Genomic DNA, 19,230 nt, shown 5'->3' on the forward strand with positions numbered 1-19,230 from the left:
TGTTTGTTCTCGGTTGCTTACGTGTTGATACTATTTTTACTAAATAATCTAAGATCTTTATCCTGTATGCTAAGTTGCTATGCGTAAGCAGGTCAGTTTAGCCTTTGCGCCTGATGGTACCTTAGCCAAGCATATTGCCGGTTTTAATGCCCGCGACGCTCAGCTTGAAATGGCCTTAGCGGTGGCCGATGTTATCGAAACGCCCGGCGCTTTAGTGGTTGAGGCCGGCACCGGCACCGGAAAAACCTACGCCTATTTAGTGCCAGCATTGTTAAGTAATAAAAAAGTAATACTGTCTACCGGTACTAAAAACCTGCAAGAACAATTATATTTTCGTGACCTACCCAAGGTTGCTAAAGCCTTAGCCAGCCCATTGCAGCTGGCATTACTAAAAGGCCGCAGTAACTACCTGTGTTTATTTCGTTTAGAGCAGCATTATCATCATGTGCCAATGCAAGACGAGCAGCTAATCCAAGATTTATCGCTAATTAAAAAGTGGTCGGCCGAAACCCAAAGCGGCGATATTGGCGAGCTAAGTTACATTGCGGAAGATTCTAAAGCGCTGCCGTATGTTACTAGCACTACCGATAACTGCCTTGGCAAAGACTGCCCCGTGTATGACGACTGTCACTTATTAAAAGCGCGAAAAAAAGCCCAAGCTGCCGATGTGGTAGTGGTAAATCATCATCTGTTTTTCGCCGATTTAGCGCTTAAAGATACCGGCTTTGGTGAGTTATTGCCGCAGATGGACGTGGTTATTTTTGATGAAGCACACCAGTTACCCGATATTGCCAGCGATTATTTTGGTGACAATGTTTCAAGCCGTTTATTACTCGATATTTGCCGTGATATTGATTTAGCCTGTAAAAGTGAGTTACGTGATCACCCACAACTTGCTAAAACCGCGGATAAATTAGCCGTACTGATTAAAGACTGGCGCTTACAATTTTCAACTGAACCTAGCCGCGGCAATTGGCGCGAAGCCTATCAGCAAGCCAGTATGCAAACCGCAGTTAATCGTGTTAGCGAAGCAATAGACATGCTGTATTTAGTGATTAAAAGTAGCTTAGGTCGCAGCGAACTGGTCGATAATGCCTTTGAACGGCTGGCGCTAGCTAAAATACGATTAATCAAGTTACTTGATCTGCAGCAAAGTGGCGTAAGTTTATGGTTTGAAACCACACGCTTACAGGTAAGTTTGCATTTAACGCCACTGAGTATTGCCGACAAATTTCGTGATATTGTGGCGGCAGACCAGCGTAGTTGGATCTTTACCTCTGCAACCTTGTCAGTAAACAACGGTTTTAGTCATTACACCGCGCAGATGGGGTTAAATTCCGCACAAACCTTACTGCTAGAAAGCCCATTTAATTATGCTGAACAAGCCCTATTGTGCGTGCCGCGTTATTTAAGCGAGCCGCACGAGCAAACAATGGCTGGGCAGCTACTGCAAATTGCGGTACGTTTAATTGAAGCGAATAATGGTCGCTGTTTCTTTTTATTTACTAGCCATCGTATGTTGCAGTTAGTCGCAAAGCAACTGCCTGACTTAGTACGTCAACCCGTGTTAGTACAAGGCAGCACCGGTAAACGTTTATTGCTAGAGCAGTTTGTTACACTGGATAACGCCGTTTTATTAGGTACCGGCAGCTTTTGGGAAGGCGTCGATGTGCGCGGCGATACCTTAAGCTGCGTTATTATTGATAAGCTGCCATTTGCTTCACCTGATGAGCCGTTATTGCAGGCGCGTAGTGAAGACTGCGCCATGCGCGGCGAAGACCCGTTCGCACAAGTGCAGCTACCCCAAGCGGTTATTACGCTAAAACAGGGCGTAGGGCGGTTAATTCGTGACGTAACCGATCGCGGTGTAATGGTTATTTGTGATAATCGTTTAGTTACCAAGCCCTATGGCGAAGTGTTTTTAACCAGCTTGCCGCCCATGCGCCGCACGCGATCGCTTGATGAAGCGGTCGCTTTTTTACAACAAAATAAACGGGACAATTAAGTTATGCCCTCTTCGTTAAAGTTATTGGCCTTAGATACCTCAACCGAAGCGTGCTCGGTAGCACTGCAGTTAGGCAGCAAGATATTAACCCTTGATGAAGTATGCCCACAGCAGCACAGCAAGCGCATACTGCCTATGGTGCAGCAATTATTAAGCGAAGCTGGCGTTAGTTTACAGCAGCTTGATGGTATTGTGTTTGGCCGTGGCCCTGGCAGTTTTACTGGCGTGCGTATTGGCGTGGGGGTAACTCAGGGTTTAGCCTTTGGTGCTAATTTACCGGTATATGGTGTGTCAACCTTAGCGGCGATGGCGCAAGCGGCGTACCGATTACATAATGCTAGCCAGGTTATTGCCGCTATTGATGCGCGGATGGCAGAGGTGTATATCGCCAGCTTTGCGTTAAAAGACGAGGTAATGCTGGCAACCAGTGACGAGTTAGCGCTAAAGCCGCAGCTAGCGAGTGCGTTTAATTTAACGGGCGATGTGATAGCAGTAGGCACCGGCTGGCAAACTTATACTGAGCAATTATTGGCGTTACAAGCAGCAACAGTGAGTGATATTTTATATCCTTCAGCGCAAGATATGCTAATTCTAGCGCAGAACGCTTATAAAGCAGGGCAATTTGTTGATGCCGAACAGGCCGAGCCGGTGTATGTGCGAGATGAAGTTACTTGGCAAAAATTACCGGGTAGATAAAATACTTGGCTAATAAAGCATTCCGGTTATACTAACCACAGGTATGTTAGGTGATGATGCTATGACCCTAAATGTAAATCAGAGTTTGAATGCGACTAGCGTTGCCAGCGTTTTTGTTGGTAATGAGCCTCGTCGTGCGCCGCAGCGCAGCGAACAAACCACTGAATTACTTCAAGGTCGTGGCGTACGTGCCAGTTCAGACGTAGTTAATAAACTTGATGATGAACGACGTCAGCGTTTTAATTTTAATGACAATACCAGCCGCCGCGGTCAACAGGCGGTAGCCGCTTATCAAAGTTTGGCTAATGAACAGCGCCGTAGCGAAGTTCAATCTATGCTCGGCGTCGATCTTTACGCCTAAATAAATCCAATCGCTGTTTCTTAACGTAACCCTAACAATCATATATTGCTTTGGGGGCTGTTATGGCATCTACTTGTTTAATTACTGGCGCCAGTTCTGGTATCGGCCGTGCATTAGCATTGCATTATGCAGCTAATGGCTGGACGGTATATGCAGTTGCGCGTTCAAAAGATAAGCTAGCAGAGCTGGCAAAAACCGCTAATATTCGCCCGTTAGTGTTAGATCTTACCGATCATATCGCGATGAGTGGCGTAGCCCAGCAGTTAATTAATGCCGGTGTAGTATTGGATTTAGTGCTGCTAAATGCTGGAACCTGCGAATATGTTGACGCGAACAATTTAGACTTAGCGGCGTTTGAGCGCACTTTTGCTATTAATTTTCATGCGGTAGTGGCGGCAACAAAGTATTTTATGCCCTTACTTCGTGCATCGTTAACGCCACAATTGGCCATTGTTAGTTCTATGGCGCACTTTTTTCCGTTCACTCAATCTCAAGCCTATGGTGCTAGTAAAGCAGCAGTAAGTTATTTTGCCGACAGTTTGCGTGTTGATATTGCCGATAGCGGTATTAGCGTGTGTTTAATTGAGCCCGGCTTTGTTGACACCCCTTTAACACAGAAAAACACCTTTGCTATGCCATTTTTAGTAACGCCAGAGCAGGCGGCCATACGAATTTTTAATGGCTTAATAGCGGGCAAAAACCGCATTCGTTTTCCTCGGCGTTTAAGTGTGAGTTTGAAATTGTTAGCGCTGCTGCCTTACAACCTACGTATTAGCGTGGCTAAACGGTTAAAGCAGCAATGAGTTCAGCTTATGGTTTTAGTTGGCGCGCCTTTATTGGTTTTCAGGCTAGCTGGTTTGCCTTGATCTACTGGCAATACTTGGCGTTATTGCCCGTAGCCTTGTACACAACTTATGCCATTTGGCGTTTACCAAGCAAAGGCCAACTTGCCGTTATCGCGGTATTTGCTTTGGGTTTAGTGGTTGATAGCATATTAGTTGCCAGTAATATAATTCAGTTTGTTGGCGGTAATGGATTGCCGCTATGGTTTGTATTGATTTGGCTGGTATTTGCTATTGCCGCAGTTGAATTTATGGCGGCAATGCTAAAGCCCATATGGCTAGCGGTGTTATTGGCGGGTGTTGGTGGCCCGTTATCGTACTTTAGCGGTGCTAAATTAAGCCAGCATTTACTGCTGTTTCCACAAAATGAAATTTCATGGCTGGTGCTAATAGCCGTCTGGTCAGTTATTGGTGTTGTGCTTGGACAAACAAGGAGCTTATATGTACCGGTTAACTAACGTTGGCTTATTATTTTTGCTGGGTATGTTGTCATTTTCAGCAGTGGCACTGCCAGAGTTAAACACTGTGGGGCAGGGCTCGTATCGATATTTATTTTGGCAGCTATACGATGCCAGATTAGCAACACCAAACGGTGAATTTAGTGATTATAAAACCAGCAGCCCTTTATTGTTAGAGCTTGAGTACAAACGAAAAATAGCTAAAGACGATATTATCACAGCTACACTAGAGCAGTGGCAAAAACTAAATAATGTTGCTAAAAGCCAACAAGATAACTGGGTAGTGCAGCTTGGTAAATTGTGGCGCGATGTAGATAAAGGTGACAAGCTTTCTGCATTAATGCAACAAGATGGCAGTGTAGTGTTTTATTTCAATGGTGAAGAAACCGGCAAAGTAACTGACACTGAATTTGGCCCAGCATTTTTTGATATTTGGCTTAGCCCAGATAGCAGCGCGCCAAAACTACGCCGTCAACTAATAACGGCGCAGTAAGGTAATACGGGTTTATTTAGTTTGTTGAATATACTGAATTAGCTTTTTGGCAATATCAGTATTGTCTTGAAAGCCAGTAAACTCGTCACGCCATTTGCCGTAGGCTAGTACCGCAACATCTGTAGCGGTATGGCCAGAAGTCGTCCAACCGGTGTAGGAATATTTAGCTACTAACTGGTTCGATAGTTTACGCAGCTCAGTTTCATCTTGTTGTCTGGTGCTAAGTAACGTGGCTTGTTCGGTGTCAGTTAGCTCAATTGAGGTTAACTGTGTCCATAACTCCAGCGCGGCCTTATCTGAATCAGCGTGTTTTAATTGGCTGGCAATGCTGCGGCCAGTGGCTTTAACTTTTTTCACTACATCAGGTAGCCATAAATATTTACCTGCGGCGCCCAATGTCATACCGCCAGTTTCATGATCGGCAGTAATAACTAACAATGTATCAGGGTGCGCATCAACATAAGCTTTTGCTACTGCAATGGCTTTCGCAAAATCGTCCATTTCTGCCATCGCGCAGGCAATGTCATTGTCATGGCCGCACCAATCAATTTGGCTGCCTTCTACCATTAGCACAAAACCTTTTTTCGCCGGTGTTAATAGCGCAAGTGCTTTTTCAGTTAAGGTAGCTAGCTGGCGAGGTTGCTCGGTATTTAATGCTGCCGGCAACGCCGTTTCTGCTAACAATGCCATTGCAGGCATCTTGGTTAAGCTATCCAGTTTTTGCCAGCTATCAGTGTATTGAAACCCCAACTGTTTAAGCTCGGTGATCAAATTTCTATCTTCCCGCACAAAGTAATCAGTACCGCCGCCTAACATAACGTCGGCTACCGGCAGGTCGTTTATACGATAATCGACATACATATCGGCAATTTCATTGTAATTGCGACGGCTTTTGTTATGGGCCAAAAATGCGGCTGGCGTAGCATGGTTTATTTGCGAGCTGGCGACAATGCCATTAGCTTTACCTTGGCGTTTCGCTAACTGCATCATAGTGCCAATTGGAATATGTTGGCGGTTAACCGATATCGCTCCATTGTAACTTTTTTCACCAGTAGCAAGCGCGGTAGCACCTGCAGCAGAGTCGGTTACATAGGTGTCATCATCAGGGTAGGTGCTGGCCATACCTCGCCATAGCTCGTCAAAAATGGTGTTTTCTACCGCTTTGGTGCTGGTGTCGTCATTATAATAGCGATAAGCCGATAGGTAAGTTGGCCCCATGCCATCACCTATCATATAAATAATATTCTTCGGTGCAGCTAGAGTGGCCGTAGGCACAAGTAGCAAACACAACGACAATAAATGTGGGCGCATAGAAATTACCTTATTAGAGCTTGATGTTCTTAATTGCTAGTGTACTTTATAGCGTAACTATGACAAAGCGATGTCGATAAAGCGCTATTTTAGTAAGCTTAATGCGCTGTTTGGCATTTATGGCTCAGGGATAGTAATTTAGCGTGCAATGGAACTGAATTAAAACTGAATACTCGAACACGGAGTTAATCTGCTTAGCGGCTGAGGTCAGCCGATAATGGGCAGCATTAGTTATTAGTAAGGCTAGAAGTATGTCAATAATTATTAGAAAAAAGACAGTGGTATTATCGTTATTATTTAGCTGCTTAACCAGTTTCCCCAGTTTAGCTTCAGTAAATGATAACGTTGAAGCGTTGACACTGTTTGCTAACTCTGAAGTACGCAGTAGTGAAAATAGACAGCGCAATCAATATCGACATCCTGCTGAAACACTAGATTTTTTTGGCATACAGCCACAGATGTCGGTGCTTGAAGTGTGGCCGGGTCACGGTTGGTATACTGAAATACTGGCACCTTATCTGAAAGAGAGTGGCAAATTAACCTTAGCGCAGTTTCGTCACAATGATGGCTCATTTAAAAATGAACGCAGTATTTTTTGGGCGCGGGTTAGCCAACATTTGGCGCAGCGTATTACCAATGAAGTAGACTATTTTGGTGAGCCGACCTTAATAGAATTAGACCCGCCGACATTTTATCCGCCGCAGTATCAACAGTTTGATATGGTGTTAACTTTTCGCAATGCGCATATTTGGAATGATGATGGTAATTTAACAACAACATTGGAAACCTTGTTTCAAGCGCTAAAACCAGGTGGTGTGCTGGGTATGGTGGAACATCGCGCAGCACGCTTATCGGACATTTCTAGCTCGGCAGTAGATGGCTATTTAGATGAGGCTTATGTAATTAAAGTGGCTGAATCTGCAGGTTTTACTTTGGTTGCCACTAGCGAGTTAAATGCAAACCTTAAAGACACGAAGAATTATCCTAAAGGCGTTTATGCCTTGCCACCTACCCTTGCCATGGGGCAGGATAATAAAGCAGCCTATCTGGCTATTGGCGAGAGTGATCGTATGACGCTTAAATTTGTTAAACCTACACGCTAATGCTGCTAATTGTGCAAAATTAATAATTGTGGGATGATTACCGGCTAGAGTAAATGCTCCAATGTGCCGCCGGTGATCACCGGGCCATGAAAGTGCAGCCGCAGATTGCATGCCGAGTGTTTCACATATATACAATAATAACCTTAGATAAAAGGAGAAGACGGTGGATAGAGTGTGGTTAAAACGTTACCCGTCAGGTGTACCCGCAGAGATTAATGCCGATTATTTCCCGTCATTATTAGATATTTTCAGCCAAAGCATTGCGCAATATCCGAATAAAACTGCCTTTATTAATATGGGTAAAGGTATTAGTTATCAGGAGCTTGATAAGAAAAGCACCGCGTTTGCAGCCTATTTGCAAACTGAGCTAGGCCTAAAAAAAGGTGACGCCGTTGCCATAATGATGCCCAACCTGCTGCAATATCCTATTGTGCTTATGGGTATACTGCGTGCCGGTTGTACCGTAGTTAACGTTAATCCGTTATACACAGCGCGCGAATTGGAGCATCAGCTTACCGACTCTAAAGCTAAAACCATTATTATTGTCGAAAACTTTGCCCATACCTTAGCGGCTGTTGAAAATAAGCTGCACCTAGAACACGTTATTCTTACTAAGATGGGTGATTGCTTAGGTATGTTTAAAGGTACTGCTGTCAATTTAGTCGTTAAGTACATTAAAAAATTAGTACCTGCATATAAATTAGATAAGTTTGTGCGCTTTAATGACACCTTAGCAAAAGGTGCCACGCTCAGTTACAGCCAGCCCGTTATGCAGGGTAGCGATATTGCCTTTTTGCAATATACCGGCGGTACTACTGGTGTGTCTAAAGGCGCCATGCTAACCCATCGCAATATGGTGGGTAACTTAGAACAAGTTAGTGGTTGCTTAGACACCTTTTTAGAGAAAGGTCACGAGCACGTCGTAACCGCGTTGCCGCTGTACCATATCTTTGCTTTAACGGCTAACTTCTTCACATTCTTCAAATATGGTGGTACTAACCTTTTAATCACTAACCCACGTGATATGCCTGGTTTTGTTAAAGAGCTCAGCAAGTTTCCGTTTACAGCTATTACCGGGGTTAATACCTTATTTAATGGTTTATTAAATACCCCTGGTTTTAAAGATCTTAACTTCTCTACCCTTAGGTTGTCATTAGGTGGCGGCATGGCAGTGCAGCGCCCAGTAGCTGAACGCTGGCAAAAAACGACTGGTACTCGTTTAGTCGAAGGCTATGGCTTAACAGAATGTTGTCCTTTAGTTACAGTGAGCCCATACGATTTAGACTCGTTTAACGGCAGTATTGGTTTACCTGCACCATCAACCGATATTCGTTTAGTTGACGAAGATGGCAACGATGTACCTGCAGGTGAAGTGGGTGAAATGCTCGTCAAGGGGCCACAAGTCATGCTTGGCTACCTAAACCGACCTGAAGAGACTGACAAAGTATTAAAAGACGGCTGGCTTTATACTGGCGATATTGCCCGTATGGACGAACAAGGCTTCTTCTATATTGTTGATCGTAAGAAAGATATGATTTTGGTATCGGGCTTTAACGTTTACCCGAACGAAATTGAAGAAGTGGTTGCAATGAATGAAAAGGTACTTGAAGTTGCCGCGGTTGGCGTACCTAACGAAGCAACTGGTGAAGCGGTTAAATTATTCATTGTGAAAAAGGATCAATCTTTAACCGAAAAAGAAATTATCCAACATTGTCGTGAACAATTAACGGGCTATAAAGTACCGAAACAGGTAGAATTTCGTACCGAATTGCCCAAAACCAACGTTGGCAAAATTTTACGTCGCGAACTTCGCGGCTAACAGCTTGTACAACAAAAGCCGGCTTAGATGCCGGCTTTTGTTTGTAAGATAGACACGAAACAATACAGGTAACAGATGACAGGTTTAATTACTGACAACATCGCGTTGGCAACATATTGTCAGCAAGTCGCTAATAGCAAAGTATTAGCGATGGATACCGAGTTTATTCGCCAAAGTACACTCGCACCCAAATTAGGCCTTATTCAGTTATTTGATGGTCATACCTTGGCATTAGTTGACCCGCTAGCCATTTCAGATTGGCAACCGCTGAAGCGGTTAATGTCAGATCAGGGTATCGTTAAACTATTGCATTCCTGCAGTGAAGATATCGAAGCACTGGCCACTATTGGCGTGTACGACATTGCGCCGTTATTTGATACCCAGTTGGCTGCTGAACTTATTGGCTGGGGCGCCAGCATGGGCTATGCGCGTTTGGTAGAGCAGCTAAGCGGCGAAGTACTCGATAAAAGTGAATCGCGTACCGACTGGTTAGCGCGGCCTTTAGCCGAAACCCAGTTAATTTATGCTGCCAACGATGTGCACTTTTTATTCCCGTTATACGAAAAATTATTAAGCCATCTGTCAGCGTTGCAGCATCAATTATTGCTGCAAGAAGGCCAGCAGTTAATGCACCGACGCGAGCAATTACTGCCGCTAGAATATAAATATTTAGAAATAAAAAATAGCTGGCTGTTAACACCAAGAGAGCTGTCGGTGTTACGCGAATTAGCCGGATGGCGTTACCGTTATGCCCAGCAGCGAGATTTAGCGCTTGGCTTAATTTTAAAAGATATTCATTTAATCGAGTTAGCTAAACGCCGGCCGGCAACCGCAGAAAGTTTACTTAATATTCCCGGTATGCCGCCACGTGATGTAAGACGGCACGCTAAGCTATTAGTTGATCTTATTGGCCAAGCTAAAGAGCAACCCATTATTACCTGTCCACAGCGCTTTTATCACGAAGCGCAGTTTCCTGGCTACAAAGAAACCGTTAACGAGCTAACTAAAGCGGTAAAGGTATCGGCCGACGAGCTGGGCATACCCAGTGGCTTTATGTCCGTAAAACGCCAGTTAAACGAATACCTAAACTGGTGCTGGCGCGTATCTGATACCGAACGCCAGCAACTGCCTACGCCGGAATACCTTAAAGGCTGGCGCGCTGAGTATTTACTGCCATTCCTTCCACGGCCCGAACATATTATTAAGTAAGTTATATCAGCAAAAAAAGTAACAGCGCGTTAACCTGTCTAATTTTTAGATAGGTTAAGGCGATTTTATGCTTCGGTTATTTTTGATCCTAAAACTGCTGCTATAGGCCCGGTGGTGTTATCGCTTCAAGCTAATAGTATTTACACCGCAATTGCGCGTGATGGCGTAGGCTTAACCGCTGATGTTGGGTTAATTTTAATGGATGACTTTGTGCAGCCATAAGCAAGAACAACCTTATTTAGGGTGGGACAGATTTAACGAAATGAAAAAGGCTGCAGTGATGCAGCCTTTTTGGTTATTTAATAACTAGCAGTAGTGTTGTTACAAACCCAGTTGCTGAGGCATGGCTGGGGCTTGGCTATGATCGGCTGGTGGGTTAGCTTTTAATTGCTCTAACGTATAGCTAATTGCGCGCTCTAATTGCACATCAATACCTTTATTTACAGCAATTGGGTCAAGCTCGACTTCAATGTCTGGCGCTACGCCTTCGTTTTCTACCCGCCATTCACCATCGGCAGTATAAAAGCGGAAAAACGGTACTACGTGAAAGCCGCCATCAATCATATTTGGGTTTGCAGAAATACCAATTAAGCCACCCCAAGTGCGGGTGCCAATGGTTTTGCCTAACTTTAAGTATTTAAATGCCCAAGGTAAGAAGTCGCCACCTGAACCGGCATCTTGGTCAATTAGCATAGTTTTCGGGCCATGAATAGCGCCACCTGGAGTGGTAAAGCCTAAGCCATCACGGTCTTTCCAACCTGATAAAAATGGCCGACTTAAAATGTCAGTAATATAGTTAGCTGCTTGGCCACCACCATTTTTACGCTCATCAATAATTAATGCCGGTTTATCTACCTGCGCAAAAAACATCCGGTTAAAAAAGTAAAAGCCACCATCAGCCGTGTTAGGTAAATACACATACGCCAGCTTACCGTTGGATTTCTTGTCAACTAACTGTCTATTTTGCTCTACCCAATGCCAAAGCCGTAATTGGCTTTCATTCGCCACCGGCTCAACCGTAATATTGCGGCTGTTTTTACCGTTGCTATTGTCGGCAAGGGTTAGTACTAGCTGCTTTTTGACAGTGTTCTCTAAGCGTTGGTAAATGTTTTCACTGGCAAACAGCGGCTTACCGTTAATGGCGAGCAGGTACTCACCATTTTTAGCGGCAGCACCAGGTACCGCCAGTGGCGCTTTTAAAAACGGTGACCAGCGATCGCCTTGATACACGGTACTTATTTGATAGCGATTATCACGGATGGTGAAGTCGGCACCGAGTAAACCCACGTTATTGCTTGGCTCTTGATGTATATCGCCGCCGCCAATGCGGTTATGGCCAACTTGCAGCTCGGCAATCATGGCTACGAGTACATCGTTTAAATCTTCACGGCGTTGCACGTGCTTTAACATAGGCTGATATTTTTCGTACATAGCCTGCCAATTAATGCCATGCATTTTGGCATCATAAAAATAGTTTTGCTGCATACGCCATGCATCATCAAAAATTTGTTGCCATTCTTGAACTGGATCAACAAAGCTTTTGACGTCCGCTAAACTTATATCTTTGGCTTTGGGCTTTTCAACGGCATCGGCAATTTTTAGGCTATTAGTATCTGAGATTAACAAGAGTTTTTTACCATCAGCACTCAAGCTAAAAGCGGATAATTTGTCTTGAATTTCGCTGCTGGTTTTTTCTTTAAAGTCAAAACGATACAAGCTGGCATTATTATCATCTCTGGCTTGAGGTAATTCGTTGCTGCTGCCCGGTTGGCTGCGCTGTAAATAAAATAACGCACCATCATTAGCAACCGCTAAGCTGTCGTAGTTACGCTCAGCAATAGGTAAGGCAACAATGCGATGGTTTAAACCGGCTACATCCAGTTTAACTGGCGTTACTTTTTTGCTGGGTTTAGCTTTATCGTCAGCGTCAGTATTGGTGTCGGCTTTAGGTTCATCGCCGCTGTTAACCAATAACGGTGACTTACCATTAGCGGCCAGTATGGCGACATAAATAGCTTTGCGAATAGGGCGCTCTTGGGTAGATAAATCTAAGCCAACTTGAGACGGCCCGGTATTAACTGATGCGGTAAAGTATAAGTAATTGTCACTAAATGCGGGGTCATCCGCATGGCTTAAGCCATCAGTTAGCTGGACGTTTTTATTATTAGTAAAATCGAACAGTTTAATTTGGCTAAAGTAGTTTTCATTTGACACGGTGTAAGCCAAATAGCGGCTATCAGCGGAAAAGCTAACCTTAAATTCCGCACGGCGTAATGAGGTATCTAATTTTTGATTACTCTTTTTCTTGATGTCATAGGCATATAAATTTAAATGGTTATCTTGATAGACAATACGATTACCGTCGGGCGACCAGCTGAGTAAGGTTAAATAGCCATCGTTATTTAAGGCATAGGTTGTTGCTTCACTCATGCCGTCTTGGTTTTGAATTAGCAGTTGATGCGTATTGCCTTTATCTGACAGATAAGCCACTTGGCTGCCGTCTGGGCTCCACAAGCCAGAGAACTCACGAACGCCAGAGGTTTGCGTTAAATTACGGGTTGAACCCTCTTCAACCGGTACGGTAAAAATATCGCCGCGTGCACTAACAATAACGCGTTGTCCCGTACTGGATAATTGCGCCGACGTTAAGTTTTGGCTAGCGTCTTTCCATTGCGCACGACGCTGTGCGGACTGCGTTTTAATATCGATATTAATTTGCTGGCTTTGGCCATTGTTTAAGTTTAATTGATATAAATAACCACCAGCGGCGTAAACAATAGCGTCACCATAGCCTGCTGCGGTTTCAATATCCCACTCTTGTAGCTGGGTTAACTGGCTAACTTTATTTGCTGTGTAGCTAAATAAATTAACCGCCTTATTATCACGGTCGGATAAAAAATATACGCTGTCATTAAGCCAAAACGGGTTAAATTCATTGGCATTGGGGTGTGGTATTTTTTCTAGGTTTTGTTTGGCTAAATCAATAATCCAGATTGGCGGTGTACTGCCGCCACGGTGTAAACGCCAACCGCTGGTGCCACTATAAGCCATGTTATTTGGCCGGTAGGCTAGCTTAGTGCCATCTTTAGACCATTTACCTTCAAAAGCGACAGCTGGCATAACTTTTTCTTCGTAGCCGCCGGTTATGGCAACTTCAAATAATTGATTACTACGGCTATTGGCCACTTCGCGGTTTGAGGCAAACAGTACTTTTTTGCCATCAGGGCTCCAGCCATTTACCGTATCAGCAGCCGGATGCCACGTTAAACGTTGCGCTGTGCCGCCTGAGGTCGGCATAACATAAACATCGGTATTGTTATCGTAACTTGCTGAAAATGCGATCCAGTTGCCATCGGGTGAAAAATGCGGAGCTAATTCATTGGCTGGATGACTAGTTAACTGCCGTGGGTTTTGCCCGTTGCGGTCGGCTAGCCAAATATCACCACCATAAACAAAGGTTAATTTATCAGCTGAAATATCGGGCTGGCGCAATAAGCGGCTACTTTCAGCGGCACAAACACCGGCAGAAGCCAAAATTGCCACCAAGCATAAATACCGTGGTTTAAACATGTTAAGTCCTTATTTTATCGTTATTTTTTTGGAATATAAGTAGATGAAATTAACCGGCAATATAATTAATGGTATTGAGCATAGCAAAAAACCACCTCAATTGAGGTGGTTTTTTTAAGGCTTGAGAGTCAGACACAATTGCTAACTCTGGATCTGACCTTCAAGGCATTAACAAAATGGTTATTGAGATAACGTAAGTCAAGCCCGCATCCAAAGGTTTTGTTTATTTGTGTTTGAAGTTCGCACTTATCGTTAAGGAGGCCATGTTAGTGTTGATATTTATTTTTTTTGAGCACATTGGTTTATGTAAGCTAATTTTTTTGTAAGTAACGTTTACTTTGTGTTAAATGTGTTGATTTATTTTGCAATTATAGTGTTGATAATGTTTTGTTGGAGTTTTTGCATGAGTTCAGTCATTCGTTCACTTTTTTTTGTTGGGAGCTTGGGGGCAGCGATTATTGCACCACAAGCTATATCAGCTGAGGATATTGATTTTAGTCAGGCAAAATTGTTGCTTGAGATCACTGCAGTTACTATTGTCAGTAAAGAGGTAAAAGATCATTCAGCTCGCTTTAGCATTCAAGCGGTCTGTGATGAGAGCAAAAAAAATTGTGATCCGTCTGAAGAACAAGAGGAGGTTGAGGAGCGAAGGGTTGAAGAGCGATGGTGGGAAGATGACCGTGGCGACGAGTGGTATGAAAGAGCTGAATACTATAAGTACGAGGATAGTGAAATCTGGGACTTGGTATCTAAGACGCAAGCAAAAAAAGGAACTACAGGTTTTGTTTCTCGGCCAGAAGGTTAGTAAACAGATAGTCTGAGTTGACGTACAAATAAACAAAGCCCGCTTAATGCGGGCTTTGTTTATTTGTGTTTGAGAGATTTAACGCTTATCTTCCGGAAAAGTAATATTGAGTTCTAATACCGACAATTCGTTGTCTCGTTGCTCTAACGATACGGCAATTTGTTCTGGCGAAATATCTACGTATTTACGAATAACTTCTAATATATCTCGCTCTAACTGCGGCAGGTAATCTGGGCTGTTACGTTTTCTGCGCTCATGCGCGACTATAATCTGTAACCGCTCTTTTGCTGTACTAGCGCTATTTTTTTTGCTTGAACGAAAATAATCCAGTAATGACATCCGTTATCCTCCAAATATCCGCTTTAACAGGCCTTTTTTCTCCACTGTTAAAAAGCGGAACGGCACAGTTTCGCCCAACAGGCGATTAATTGTATCCATGTAGGCTTGGCCAGCGTCACTCTCTTTATCTAGGATAACTGGTTGGCCAGAGTTAGAGGCGCTAAGCACGGCTTGTGATTCTGGTATGACACCAATTAGGTCAATAGACAGAATATCTTTAACGTCTTCTACGCTTAACATTTCGCCTTTCTCTACTCGCTCAGGGTTATAGCGAGTAAGAAGTAAATACTCTTTAATATTGTCTAAGCCTTGTTCAGCGCGGCGAGACTTGCTAGATAACATACCTAAAATACGATCTGAGTCGCGTACAGATGATACTTCAGGGTTAGTAACTACAATGGCTTCGTCGGCAAAGTACAGTGCCATCATGGCGCCAGACTCAATACCGGCAGGAGAATCACAGAGAATAAAATCGAAATCTTTAGCTAACTCGTTTAGTACTCGCTCAACACCTTCTTTGGTTAAGGCGTCTTTATCGCGCGTTTGTGATGCCGGCAAAATAAACAGGTTATCGATGCGCTTATCTTTTATTAATGTTTGTTTTAAATTCGCTTCACCGTTAATTACGTTGATAAAATCGTATACTACGCGGCGCTCACAGCCCATGATTAAGTCTAAATTACGCAGGCCAACGTCAAAATCGATAATAACAGTTTTATGGCCTTTTAATGCTAAACCGGTACCAATAGCTGCGCTAGACGTAGTTTTTCCCACACCACCTTTGCCTGAGGTGACAACAATAATTTTTGCCATCAAAAATTCCTTATACTAATTCTGCTAATACTAAATGGTCGTCTTGCAGCTTAATACACGCTGCCTTACCCCAAAATTCGCCCTGCAAGCTTTCACTTAACCAGTAGTTACCGGCAATAGACACTAATTCGGCCTGCAAGTTGTAACAATAAATGCGTTTGCTGTTGTCACCACTAGCACCGGCAATAGCTTTACCACGTAAGGTGCCATAAATATGAATATTGCCATCAGCAATAACCTCGGCGCCTGCGCCTACGGTGCCTTTGACAATTAAATCTGTACCTTTAGCATATACCTGTTGGCCTGAACGTACCGTGTGTTCAATTACTTTACTGTCCGTTGCTGCACTGGCCACGTTTGCGGTTAGTTCAGCAGCTTTACTGCTAGACACTGCGCTAGTCGTGCTTTTGTTGTCTTTGCCCAGTTGCAATGCAGCAAGGCCAGCTTGCTGCGCTTGCTGCTTTAGTTCTGCATTGGCCCCACACACACCCACTAACACTAACTTTAACTCGACAAATAGCTGTTTAATTGCTGCAAAGTCGGGGGTTTGTTGGCATTGGCTTAAGTTTAAAATAATCGGTGCTTGATAAAAAAATGCGGGTGCTTGTGCTAGTTTTTGAGCTAACTGCGTCTGTAATGCGTTGACGCTAAGATCTGGGCAGGAGAGTACCGATAAGGGAAATAAGCTACCTTTTAATTCCAAAGTCTGTTCTGACATAACTGATTCTTTGCGCACTTATAATAATTTGCTGCAACTGTAGCTTGGGTCGCGCCAAGCCGTGTATTTATTTGCATTGCTACCCGTTGGTAGGTACGCAATAACAAGGCTTCATGTTATAGTTTAGGCTTTCGTTAAGCAAGTTTGCGGCGTGGTTTTATTCGATGTTATGTGCAGTATATAAAAGTGTAAAAAAAGATCAGACCTATCTGTATGTAAAGCAGCGCGATAACTTTTCTGCGGTGCCTGAAGTGCTATTGAAAACCTTTGGCGTGCCAGTGCTGGTAACCTTACTTAATTTAGCCAAGCGGGAACATTTAGCGTTGGCTGATATCGATAAGGTTAAGCAGCAGTTGGAGCAACACGGTTTTTACTTGCAAATACCACCTCCTGCCGAAAACTTGTTAGCACAACATAAAGCGCAGCAATATTAATTTTTCTCATCTTATAGGCCTTATTATGTTTAGAACCCTAATTTCTCTTGCTACAGCAGCGGTGTTTAGCGCCGGCGTGTTAACCGTTAATGCGCAAGAACAAAGTACAAACGAGACTAAGCCCAGTTTTGCCGATTACACCGCAACACTAAAACAGGAAGCATTAAGTAAAGGCTACGCTGCAGAGTTGGTAGAGCCGGTATTCGCTTCGTTAACCTATCATGAACGCATTGTTAGTGCCGACAAAGCGCAGCCAGAAGTGGTGGAAACCCTAAGTACCTATTTACCTAAACGTGTTAGCGAAATACGTATAAAAATGGCGCGCGAACGTTATCAGCAATATTTACCTGAGCTAGAAAAAATTGGTGAAAAATATGGCGTGCAACCGCGCTTTATTATTGCGCTGTGGGGGCTGGAAAGTAGCTTTGGCCGTTTTATGGGCACCTATTCAGTACCCTCAGCTTTGGTAACACTAGCGTACGAAGGTCGACGTGAAAGCTTCTTTAAACAAGAGTTTTATCAAGCCTTAGATATTTTGGCCCAAGGCCATATTAGCTTAGACGAAATGAAAGGCTCTTGGGCTGGCGCTATGGGCCAAAGCCAGTTTATGCCCAGCTCGTTTATGGCCTATGCACAAGATGGTGATGGCGATGGTAAAAAAGATATTTGGACTAACCAGTTGGATGTTTTTGCCTCTATTGCTAACTATTTAAAACAACAAGGCTGGGACAATAGTAAAACCTGGGGCCGCGAAGTATTGCTCCCCGCTAATTTTGATAATACTCAGGCTATTGCGCGCGGCAGTTTACAGCGTGGCGAATGGTTAGAACGCTGGAATAAGTCAGAACGCAGTTTGGCTGATTGGCATAAGTTAGGTGTACAACGTTTAAATAAAACGCCACTGCCACCGCGTGATATTAATGCTGCGCTAGTATTGCCTGATGGTGAAACGGGTCGGGCATTTTTAGCTTATGACAATTACAAAGCGTTAATGCATTGGAACCGTTCTTACTACTTTGTTACCAGCGTTGGCTATTTAGCTGATCTTATAGTTACCTCGGAGTAATAATGCCATATCAGCACGTTAGCTTAAATGGTGAGCCTATTGCATTGCCTGTGGGTAAGGTGGTGTGCATTGGGCAAAATTATCATGACCATATTGCCGAGATGCAAAGTAAAACAGCGGAGCAGGCCCTGTTTTTTATTAAACCTTCAACCGCGTTATGCGCGTTGGCACCGGGTTTTAGTATTCCACAGCAACAAGGCGAGGTGCATAACGAACTCGAGCTTGCGGTACTTATTGCTAAACCGTTAAAAAATGCTGATGCGACCACGGTTAATGATGCCATTTGGGGTTACAGCTTAGCGCTTGATCTTACTTTGCGAGAGCTACAAAGCCAATTGAAACAACTGGGTCGACCATGGGAAATCGCTAAAGGTTTTGATGGGGCATGCCCTATAGCAGGTTTTGTTGAAAAGCAGCAGGTAGTAGCCGCACAGCAGTTAGAATTTAGCCTAACGGTAAACCACACACTGCGCCAACAAGGTAACAGCGCTAATATGATCCGCAGTATTACGCAAATAATTAGCGAAATGAGTGCACATTTTACGTTATTACCGGGTGATATAGTGCTTACCGGTACGCCGGCTGGCGTTGGGCCACTGCATTTGGGTGATCAGCTGCAATTGCAGCTTGCTAATTTTTTTAGCGTTAACAGTAGGGTATATTAAGCATGACGTTGGCTGAACGGTTTTGGCAAAATAAAACGCTGGATGAAATGAACCAGCAAGAGTGGGAAGCACTGTGTGATGGCTGTGGTAAATGTTGTCTAAATAAGTTTATTGATGATGACGACGAAGACGAAGCTGGGCCGACTGCTGTTTTGCATAATAACGAACAGGTACATTATACCAATATTGCTTGTCGTTATTTAAATAGCCATAAGTGTGAGTGCACCGAGTATAACCAGCGCACGCTATTAGTGCCTGATTGCATTGCGCTAACTAAAGAAAATTTAAAAGACATTTTCTTTATGCCAACCAGCTGTGCTTACCGGCGGTTACATGAGGGCCGGGGGTTACCGCATTGGCACCCATTATTAAATGATGGTAAAAAAAGCTTGATGCATAAAAAGCAAATGTCGGTACGCAATAAAAGTATTTCAGAACTGCAGGTTAACCTTGAGGATTTTGAAGATTATATTGTGCGCTGGCCATTGAACGATTTAGATTAGTTATTACCCACAATTTGGGG

Annotated in this window: 19 protein-coding genes; 14 read left to right on the plus strand and 5 right to left on the minus strand. The window is 43.7% G+C overall.

The window, feature by feature from the left end; all coding sequences use genetic code 11:
- The first annotated feature begins 79 nt into the window (after positions 1-79).
- The 6 genes from E0Z06_RS05560 (at position 80) to E0Z06_RS05585 (ending at position 4,855) form a co-directional block, all read left to right on the plus strand.
- Positions 80-2,005 carry an ATP-dependent DNA helicase gene (locus E0Z06_RS05560; protein WP_132582685.1) on the plus strand — a complete coding sequence of 642 codons (1,926 nt, stop codon included), beginning with the start codon at positions 80-82 and terminating at the stop codon, positions 2,003-2,005.
- A gap of 3 nt (positions 2,006-2,008) precedes the next feature.
- On the plus strand, positions 2,009-2,701 hold the full coding sequence (gene tsaB / locus E0Z06_RS05565) for a tRNA (adenosine(37)-N6)-threonylcarbamoyltransferase complex dimerization subunit type 1 TsaB (RefSeq protein ID WP_132582687.1): 693 nt from the start codon (positions 2,009-2,011) through the stop codon (positions 2,699-2,701).
- A 61-nt stretch (positions 2,702-2,762) separates the two neighbouring features.
- Complete coding sequence (locus tag E0Z06_RS05570) at positions 2,763-3,062, plus strand: hypothetical protein (protein ID WP_132582689.1); 300 nt, start codon at positions 2,763-2,765, stop codon at positions 3,060-3,062.
- Positions 3,063-3,124: 62 nt separating this feature from the next.
- Positions 3,125-3,865 (plus strand): SDR family NAD(P)-dependent oxidoreductase, encoded by a 741-nt coding sequence (locus E0Z06_RS05575; protein WP_132582691.1) that lies wholly within the window; start codon positions 3,125-3,127, stop codon positions 3,863-3,865.
- Positions 3,862-4,362 carry a DUF2878 domain-containing protein gene (locus tag E0Z06_RS05580; protein WP_132582693.1) on the plus strand — a complete coding sequence of 167 codons (501 nt, stop codon included), beginning with the start codon at positions 3,862-3,864 and terminating at the stop codon, positions 4,360-4,362. The genes E0Z06_RS05575 and E0Z06_RS05580 overlap by 4 nt, the downstream gene beginning before the upstream one ends.
- Positions 4,346-4,855, plus strand: coding sequence for a chalcone isomerase family protein (locus E0Z06_RS05585; RefSeq protein ID WP_132582695.1), 510 nt, complete (start codon positions 4,346-4,348; stop codon positions 4,853-4,855). The genes E0Z06_RS05580 and E0Z06_RS05585 overlap by 17 nt, the downstream gene beginning before the upstream one ends.
- A 12-nt stretch (positions 4,856-4,867) precedes the next feature.
- On the opposite strand, the gene E0Z06_RS05590 is transcribed toward E0Z06_RS05585, so the two are convergent.
- Complete coding sequence (locus E0Z06_RS05590; RefSeq protein WP_132582697.1) at positions 4,868-6,166, minus strand: alkaline phosphatase; 1,299 nt, start codon at positions 6,164-6,166, stop codon at positions 4,868-4,870.
- Positions 6,167-6,417: 251 nt separating this feature from the next.
- On the opposite strand from E0Z06_RS05590, the gene E0Z06_RS05595 reads away from it, so the two are divergent.
- The 3 genes from E0Z06_RS05595 (at position 6,418) to rnd (ending at position 10,297) form a co-directional block, all read left to right on the plus strand.
- Positions 6,418-7,269, plus strand: coding sequence for a methyltransferase (locus E0Z06_RS05595; RefSeq protein WP_243695568.1), 852 nt, complete (start codon positions 6,418-6,420; stop codon positions 7,267-7,269).
- Positions 7,270-7,432: 163 nt separating this feature from the next.
- A complete protein-coding gene (gene fadD / locus E0Z06_RS05600; protein ID WP_132582699.1) occupies positions 7,433-9,088 on the plus strand; it encodes a long-chain-fatty-acid--CoA ligase FadD in 1,656 nt (551 codons plus the stop codon).
- 75 nt (positions 9,089-9,163) lie between these two features.
- Positions 9,164-10,297: a ribonuclease D gene (rnd, locus tag E0Z06_RS05605; RefSeq protein WP_132582700.1), complete on the plus strand. Its 1,134-nt coding sequence runs from the start codon at positions 9,164-9,166 to the stop codon at positions 10,295-10,297.
- Between the two features lie 321 nt (positions 10,298-10,618).
- Here rnd and E0Z06_RS05615 read toward each other — a convergent pair whose 3' ends face one another.
- The gene (locus tag E0Z06_RS05615; protein WP_132582702.1) at positions 10,619-13,867 is read right to left on the minus strand and encodes a S41 family peptidase; all 3,249 of its coding nucleotides are present in this window, start codon (positions 13,865-13,867) and stop codon (positions 10,619-10,621) included.
- Positions 13,868-14,270: 403 nt separating this feature from the next.
- Here E0Z06_RS05615 and E0Z06_RS05620 point away from each other — a divergent pair, with 403 nt between their 5' ends.
- Positions 14,271-14,672 carry a hypothetical protein gene (locus tag E0Z06_RS05620; protein WP_132582703.1) on the plus strand — a complete coding sequence of 134 codons (402 nt, stop codon included), beginning with the start codon at positions 14,271-14,273 and terminating at the stop codon, positions 14,670-14,672.
- 78 nt (positions 14,673-14,750) lie between these two features.
- Here E0Z06_RS05620 and minE read toward each other — a convergent pair whose 3' ends face one another.
- Genes minE through minC form a run of 3 tightly spaced genes read right to left on the minus strand, consistent with a single transcriptional unit; the run spans position 14,751 to position 16,542 of the window.
- Complete coding sequence (gene minE, locus E0Z06_RS05625) at positions 14,751-15,011, minus strand: cell division topological specificity factor MinE (protein WP_132582705.1); 261 nt, start codon at positions 15,009-15,011, stop codon at positions 14,751-14,753.
- A 3-nt stretch (positions 15,012-15,014) separates the two neighbouring features.
- Entirely contained in the window at positions 15,015-15,824 is an 810-nt protein-coding gene (minD, locus tag E0Z06_RS05630; protein WP_132582707.1) for a septum site-determining protein MinD, read from the minus strand.
- 10 nt (positions 15,825-15,834) lie between these two features.
- Entirely contained in the window at positions 15,835-16,542 is a 708-nt protein-coding gene (gene minC, locus E0Z06_RS05635) for a septum site-determining protein MinC (RefSeq protein ID WP_132582709.1), read from the minus strand.
- Positions 16,543-16,706: 164 nt separating this feature from the next.
- Here minC and E0Z06_RS05640 point away from each other — a divergent pair, with 164 nt between their 5' ends.
- The 4 genes from E0Z06_RS05640 to E0Z06_RS05655 are packed head-to-tail and all read left to right on the plus strand — an operon-like array spanning position 16,707 to position 19,210.
- On the plus strand, positions 16,707-16,976 hold the full coding sequence (locus tag E0Z06_RS05640) for a YcgL domain-containing protein (RefSeq protein WP_132582711.1): 270 nt from the start codon (positions 16,707-16,709) through the stop codon (positions 16,974-16,976).
- Between the two features lie 25 nt (positions 16,977-17,001).
- Positions 17,002-18,042, plus strand: a complete 1,041-nt coding sequence (locus tag E0Z06_RS05645) for a lytic murein transglycosylase (protein ID WP_132582713.1) — start codon at positions 17,002-17,004, stop codon at positions 18,040-18,042.
- Between the two features lie 2 nt (positions 18,043-18,044).
- Complete coding sequence (locus tag E0Z06_RS05650) at positions 18,045-18,707, plus strand: fumarylacetoacetate hydrolase family protein (RefSeq protein ID WP_132582715.1); 663 nt, start codon at positions 18,045-18,047, stop codon at positions 18,705-18,707.
- 2 nt (positions 18,708-18,709) lie between these two features.
- A complete protein-coding gene (locus tag E0Z06_RS05655) occupies positions 18,710-19,210 on the plus strand; it encodes a YcgN family cysteine cluster protein (RefSeq protein WP_132582717.1) in 501 nt (166 codons plus the stop codon).
- The last annotated feature ends 20 nt before the right edge of the window (positions 19,211-19,230 follow it).

Origin of the sequence: Rheinheimera sp. D18 (assembly GCF_004345025.1) — a bacterium.
Taxonomy (GTDB): Bacteria; Pseudomonadota; Gammaproteobacteria; order Enterobacterales; family Alteromonadaceae; genus Alishewanella; species Alishewanella metallidurans.

Coding starts and splice junctions, on each gene's coding strand:
- E0Z06_RS05560 (WP_132582685.1), top strand. CDS start 80: ATGCGTAAGCAGGTCAGTTTAGCCTTTGCGCCTGATGGTACCTTAGCC.
- tsaB (WP_132582687.1), top strand. CDS start 2,009: ATGCCCTCTTCGTTAAAGTTATTGGCCTTAGATACCTCAACCGAAGCG.
- E0Z06_RS05570 (WP_132582689.1), top strand. CDS start 2,763: ATGACCCTAAATGTAAATCAGAGTTTGAATGCGACTAGCGTTGCCAGC.
- E0Z06_RS05575 (WP_132582691.1), top strand. CDS start 3,125: ATGGCATCTACTTGTTTAATTACTGGCGCCAGTTCTGGTATCGGCCGT.
- E0Z06_RS05580 (WP_132582693.1), top strand. CDS start 3,862: ATGAGTTCAGCTTATGGTTTTAGTTGGCGCGCCTTTATTGGTTTTCAG.
- E0Z06_RS05585 (WP_132582695.1), top strand. CDS start 4,346: ATGTACCGGTTAACTAACGTTGGCTTATTATTTTTGCTGGGTATGTTG.
- E0Z06_RS05590 (WP_132582697.1), bottom strand. CDS start 6,166: ATGCGCCCACATTTATTGTCGTTGTGTTTGCTACTTGTGCCTACGGCC.
- E0Z06_RS05595 (WP_243695568.1), top strand. CDS start 6,418: ATGTCAATAATTATTAGAAAAAAGACAGTGGTATTATCGTTATTATTT.
- rnd (WP_132582700.1), top strand. CDS start 9,164: ATGACAGGTTTAATTACTGACAACATCGCGTTGGCAACATATTGTCAG.
- E0Z06_RS05615 (WP_132582702.1), bottom strand. CDS start 13,867: ATGTTTAAACCACGGTATTTATGCTTGGTGGCAATTTTGGCTTCTGCC.
- E0Z06_RS05620 (WP_132582703.1), top strand. CDS start 14,271: ATGAGTTCAGTCATTCGTTCACTTTTTTTTGTTGGGAGCTTGGGGGCA.
- minE (WP_132582705.1), bottom strand. CDS start 15,011: ATGTCATTACTGGATTATTTTCGTTCAAGCAAAAAAAATAGCGCTAGT.
- minD (WP_132582707.1), bottom strand. CDS start 15,824: ATGGCAAAAATTATTGTTGTCACCTCAGGCAAAGGTGGTGTGGGAAAA.
- minC (WP_132582709.1), bottom strand. CDS start 16,542: ATGTCAGAACAGACTTTGGAATTAAAAGGTAGCTTATTTCCCTTATCG.
- E0Z06_RS05640 (WP_132582711.1), top strand. CDS start 16,707: ATGTTATGTGCAGTATATAAAAGTGTAAAAAAAGATCAGACCTATCTG.
- E0Z06_RS05645 (WP_132582713.1), top strand. CDS start 17,002: ATGTTTAGAACCCTAATTTCTCTTGCTACAGCAGCGGTGTTTAGCGCC.
- E0Z06_RS05650 (WP_132582715.1), top strand. CDS start 18,045: ATGCCATATCAGCACGTTAGCTTAAATGGTGAGCCTATTGCATTGCCT.
- E0Z06_RS05655 (WP_132582717.1), top strand. CDS start 18,710: ATGACGTTGGCTGAACGGTTTTGGCAAAATAAAACGCTGGATGAAATG.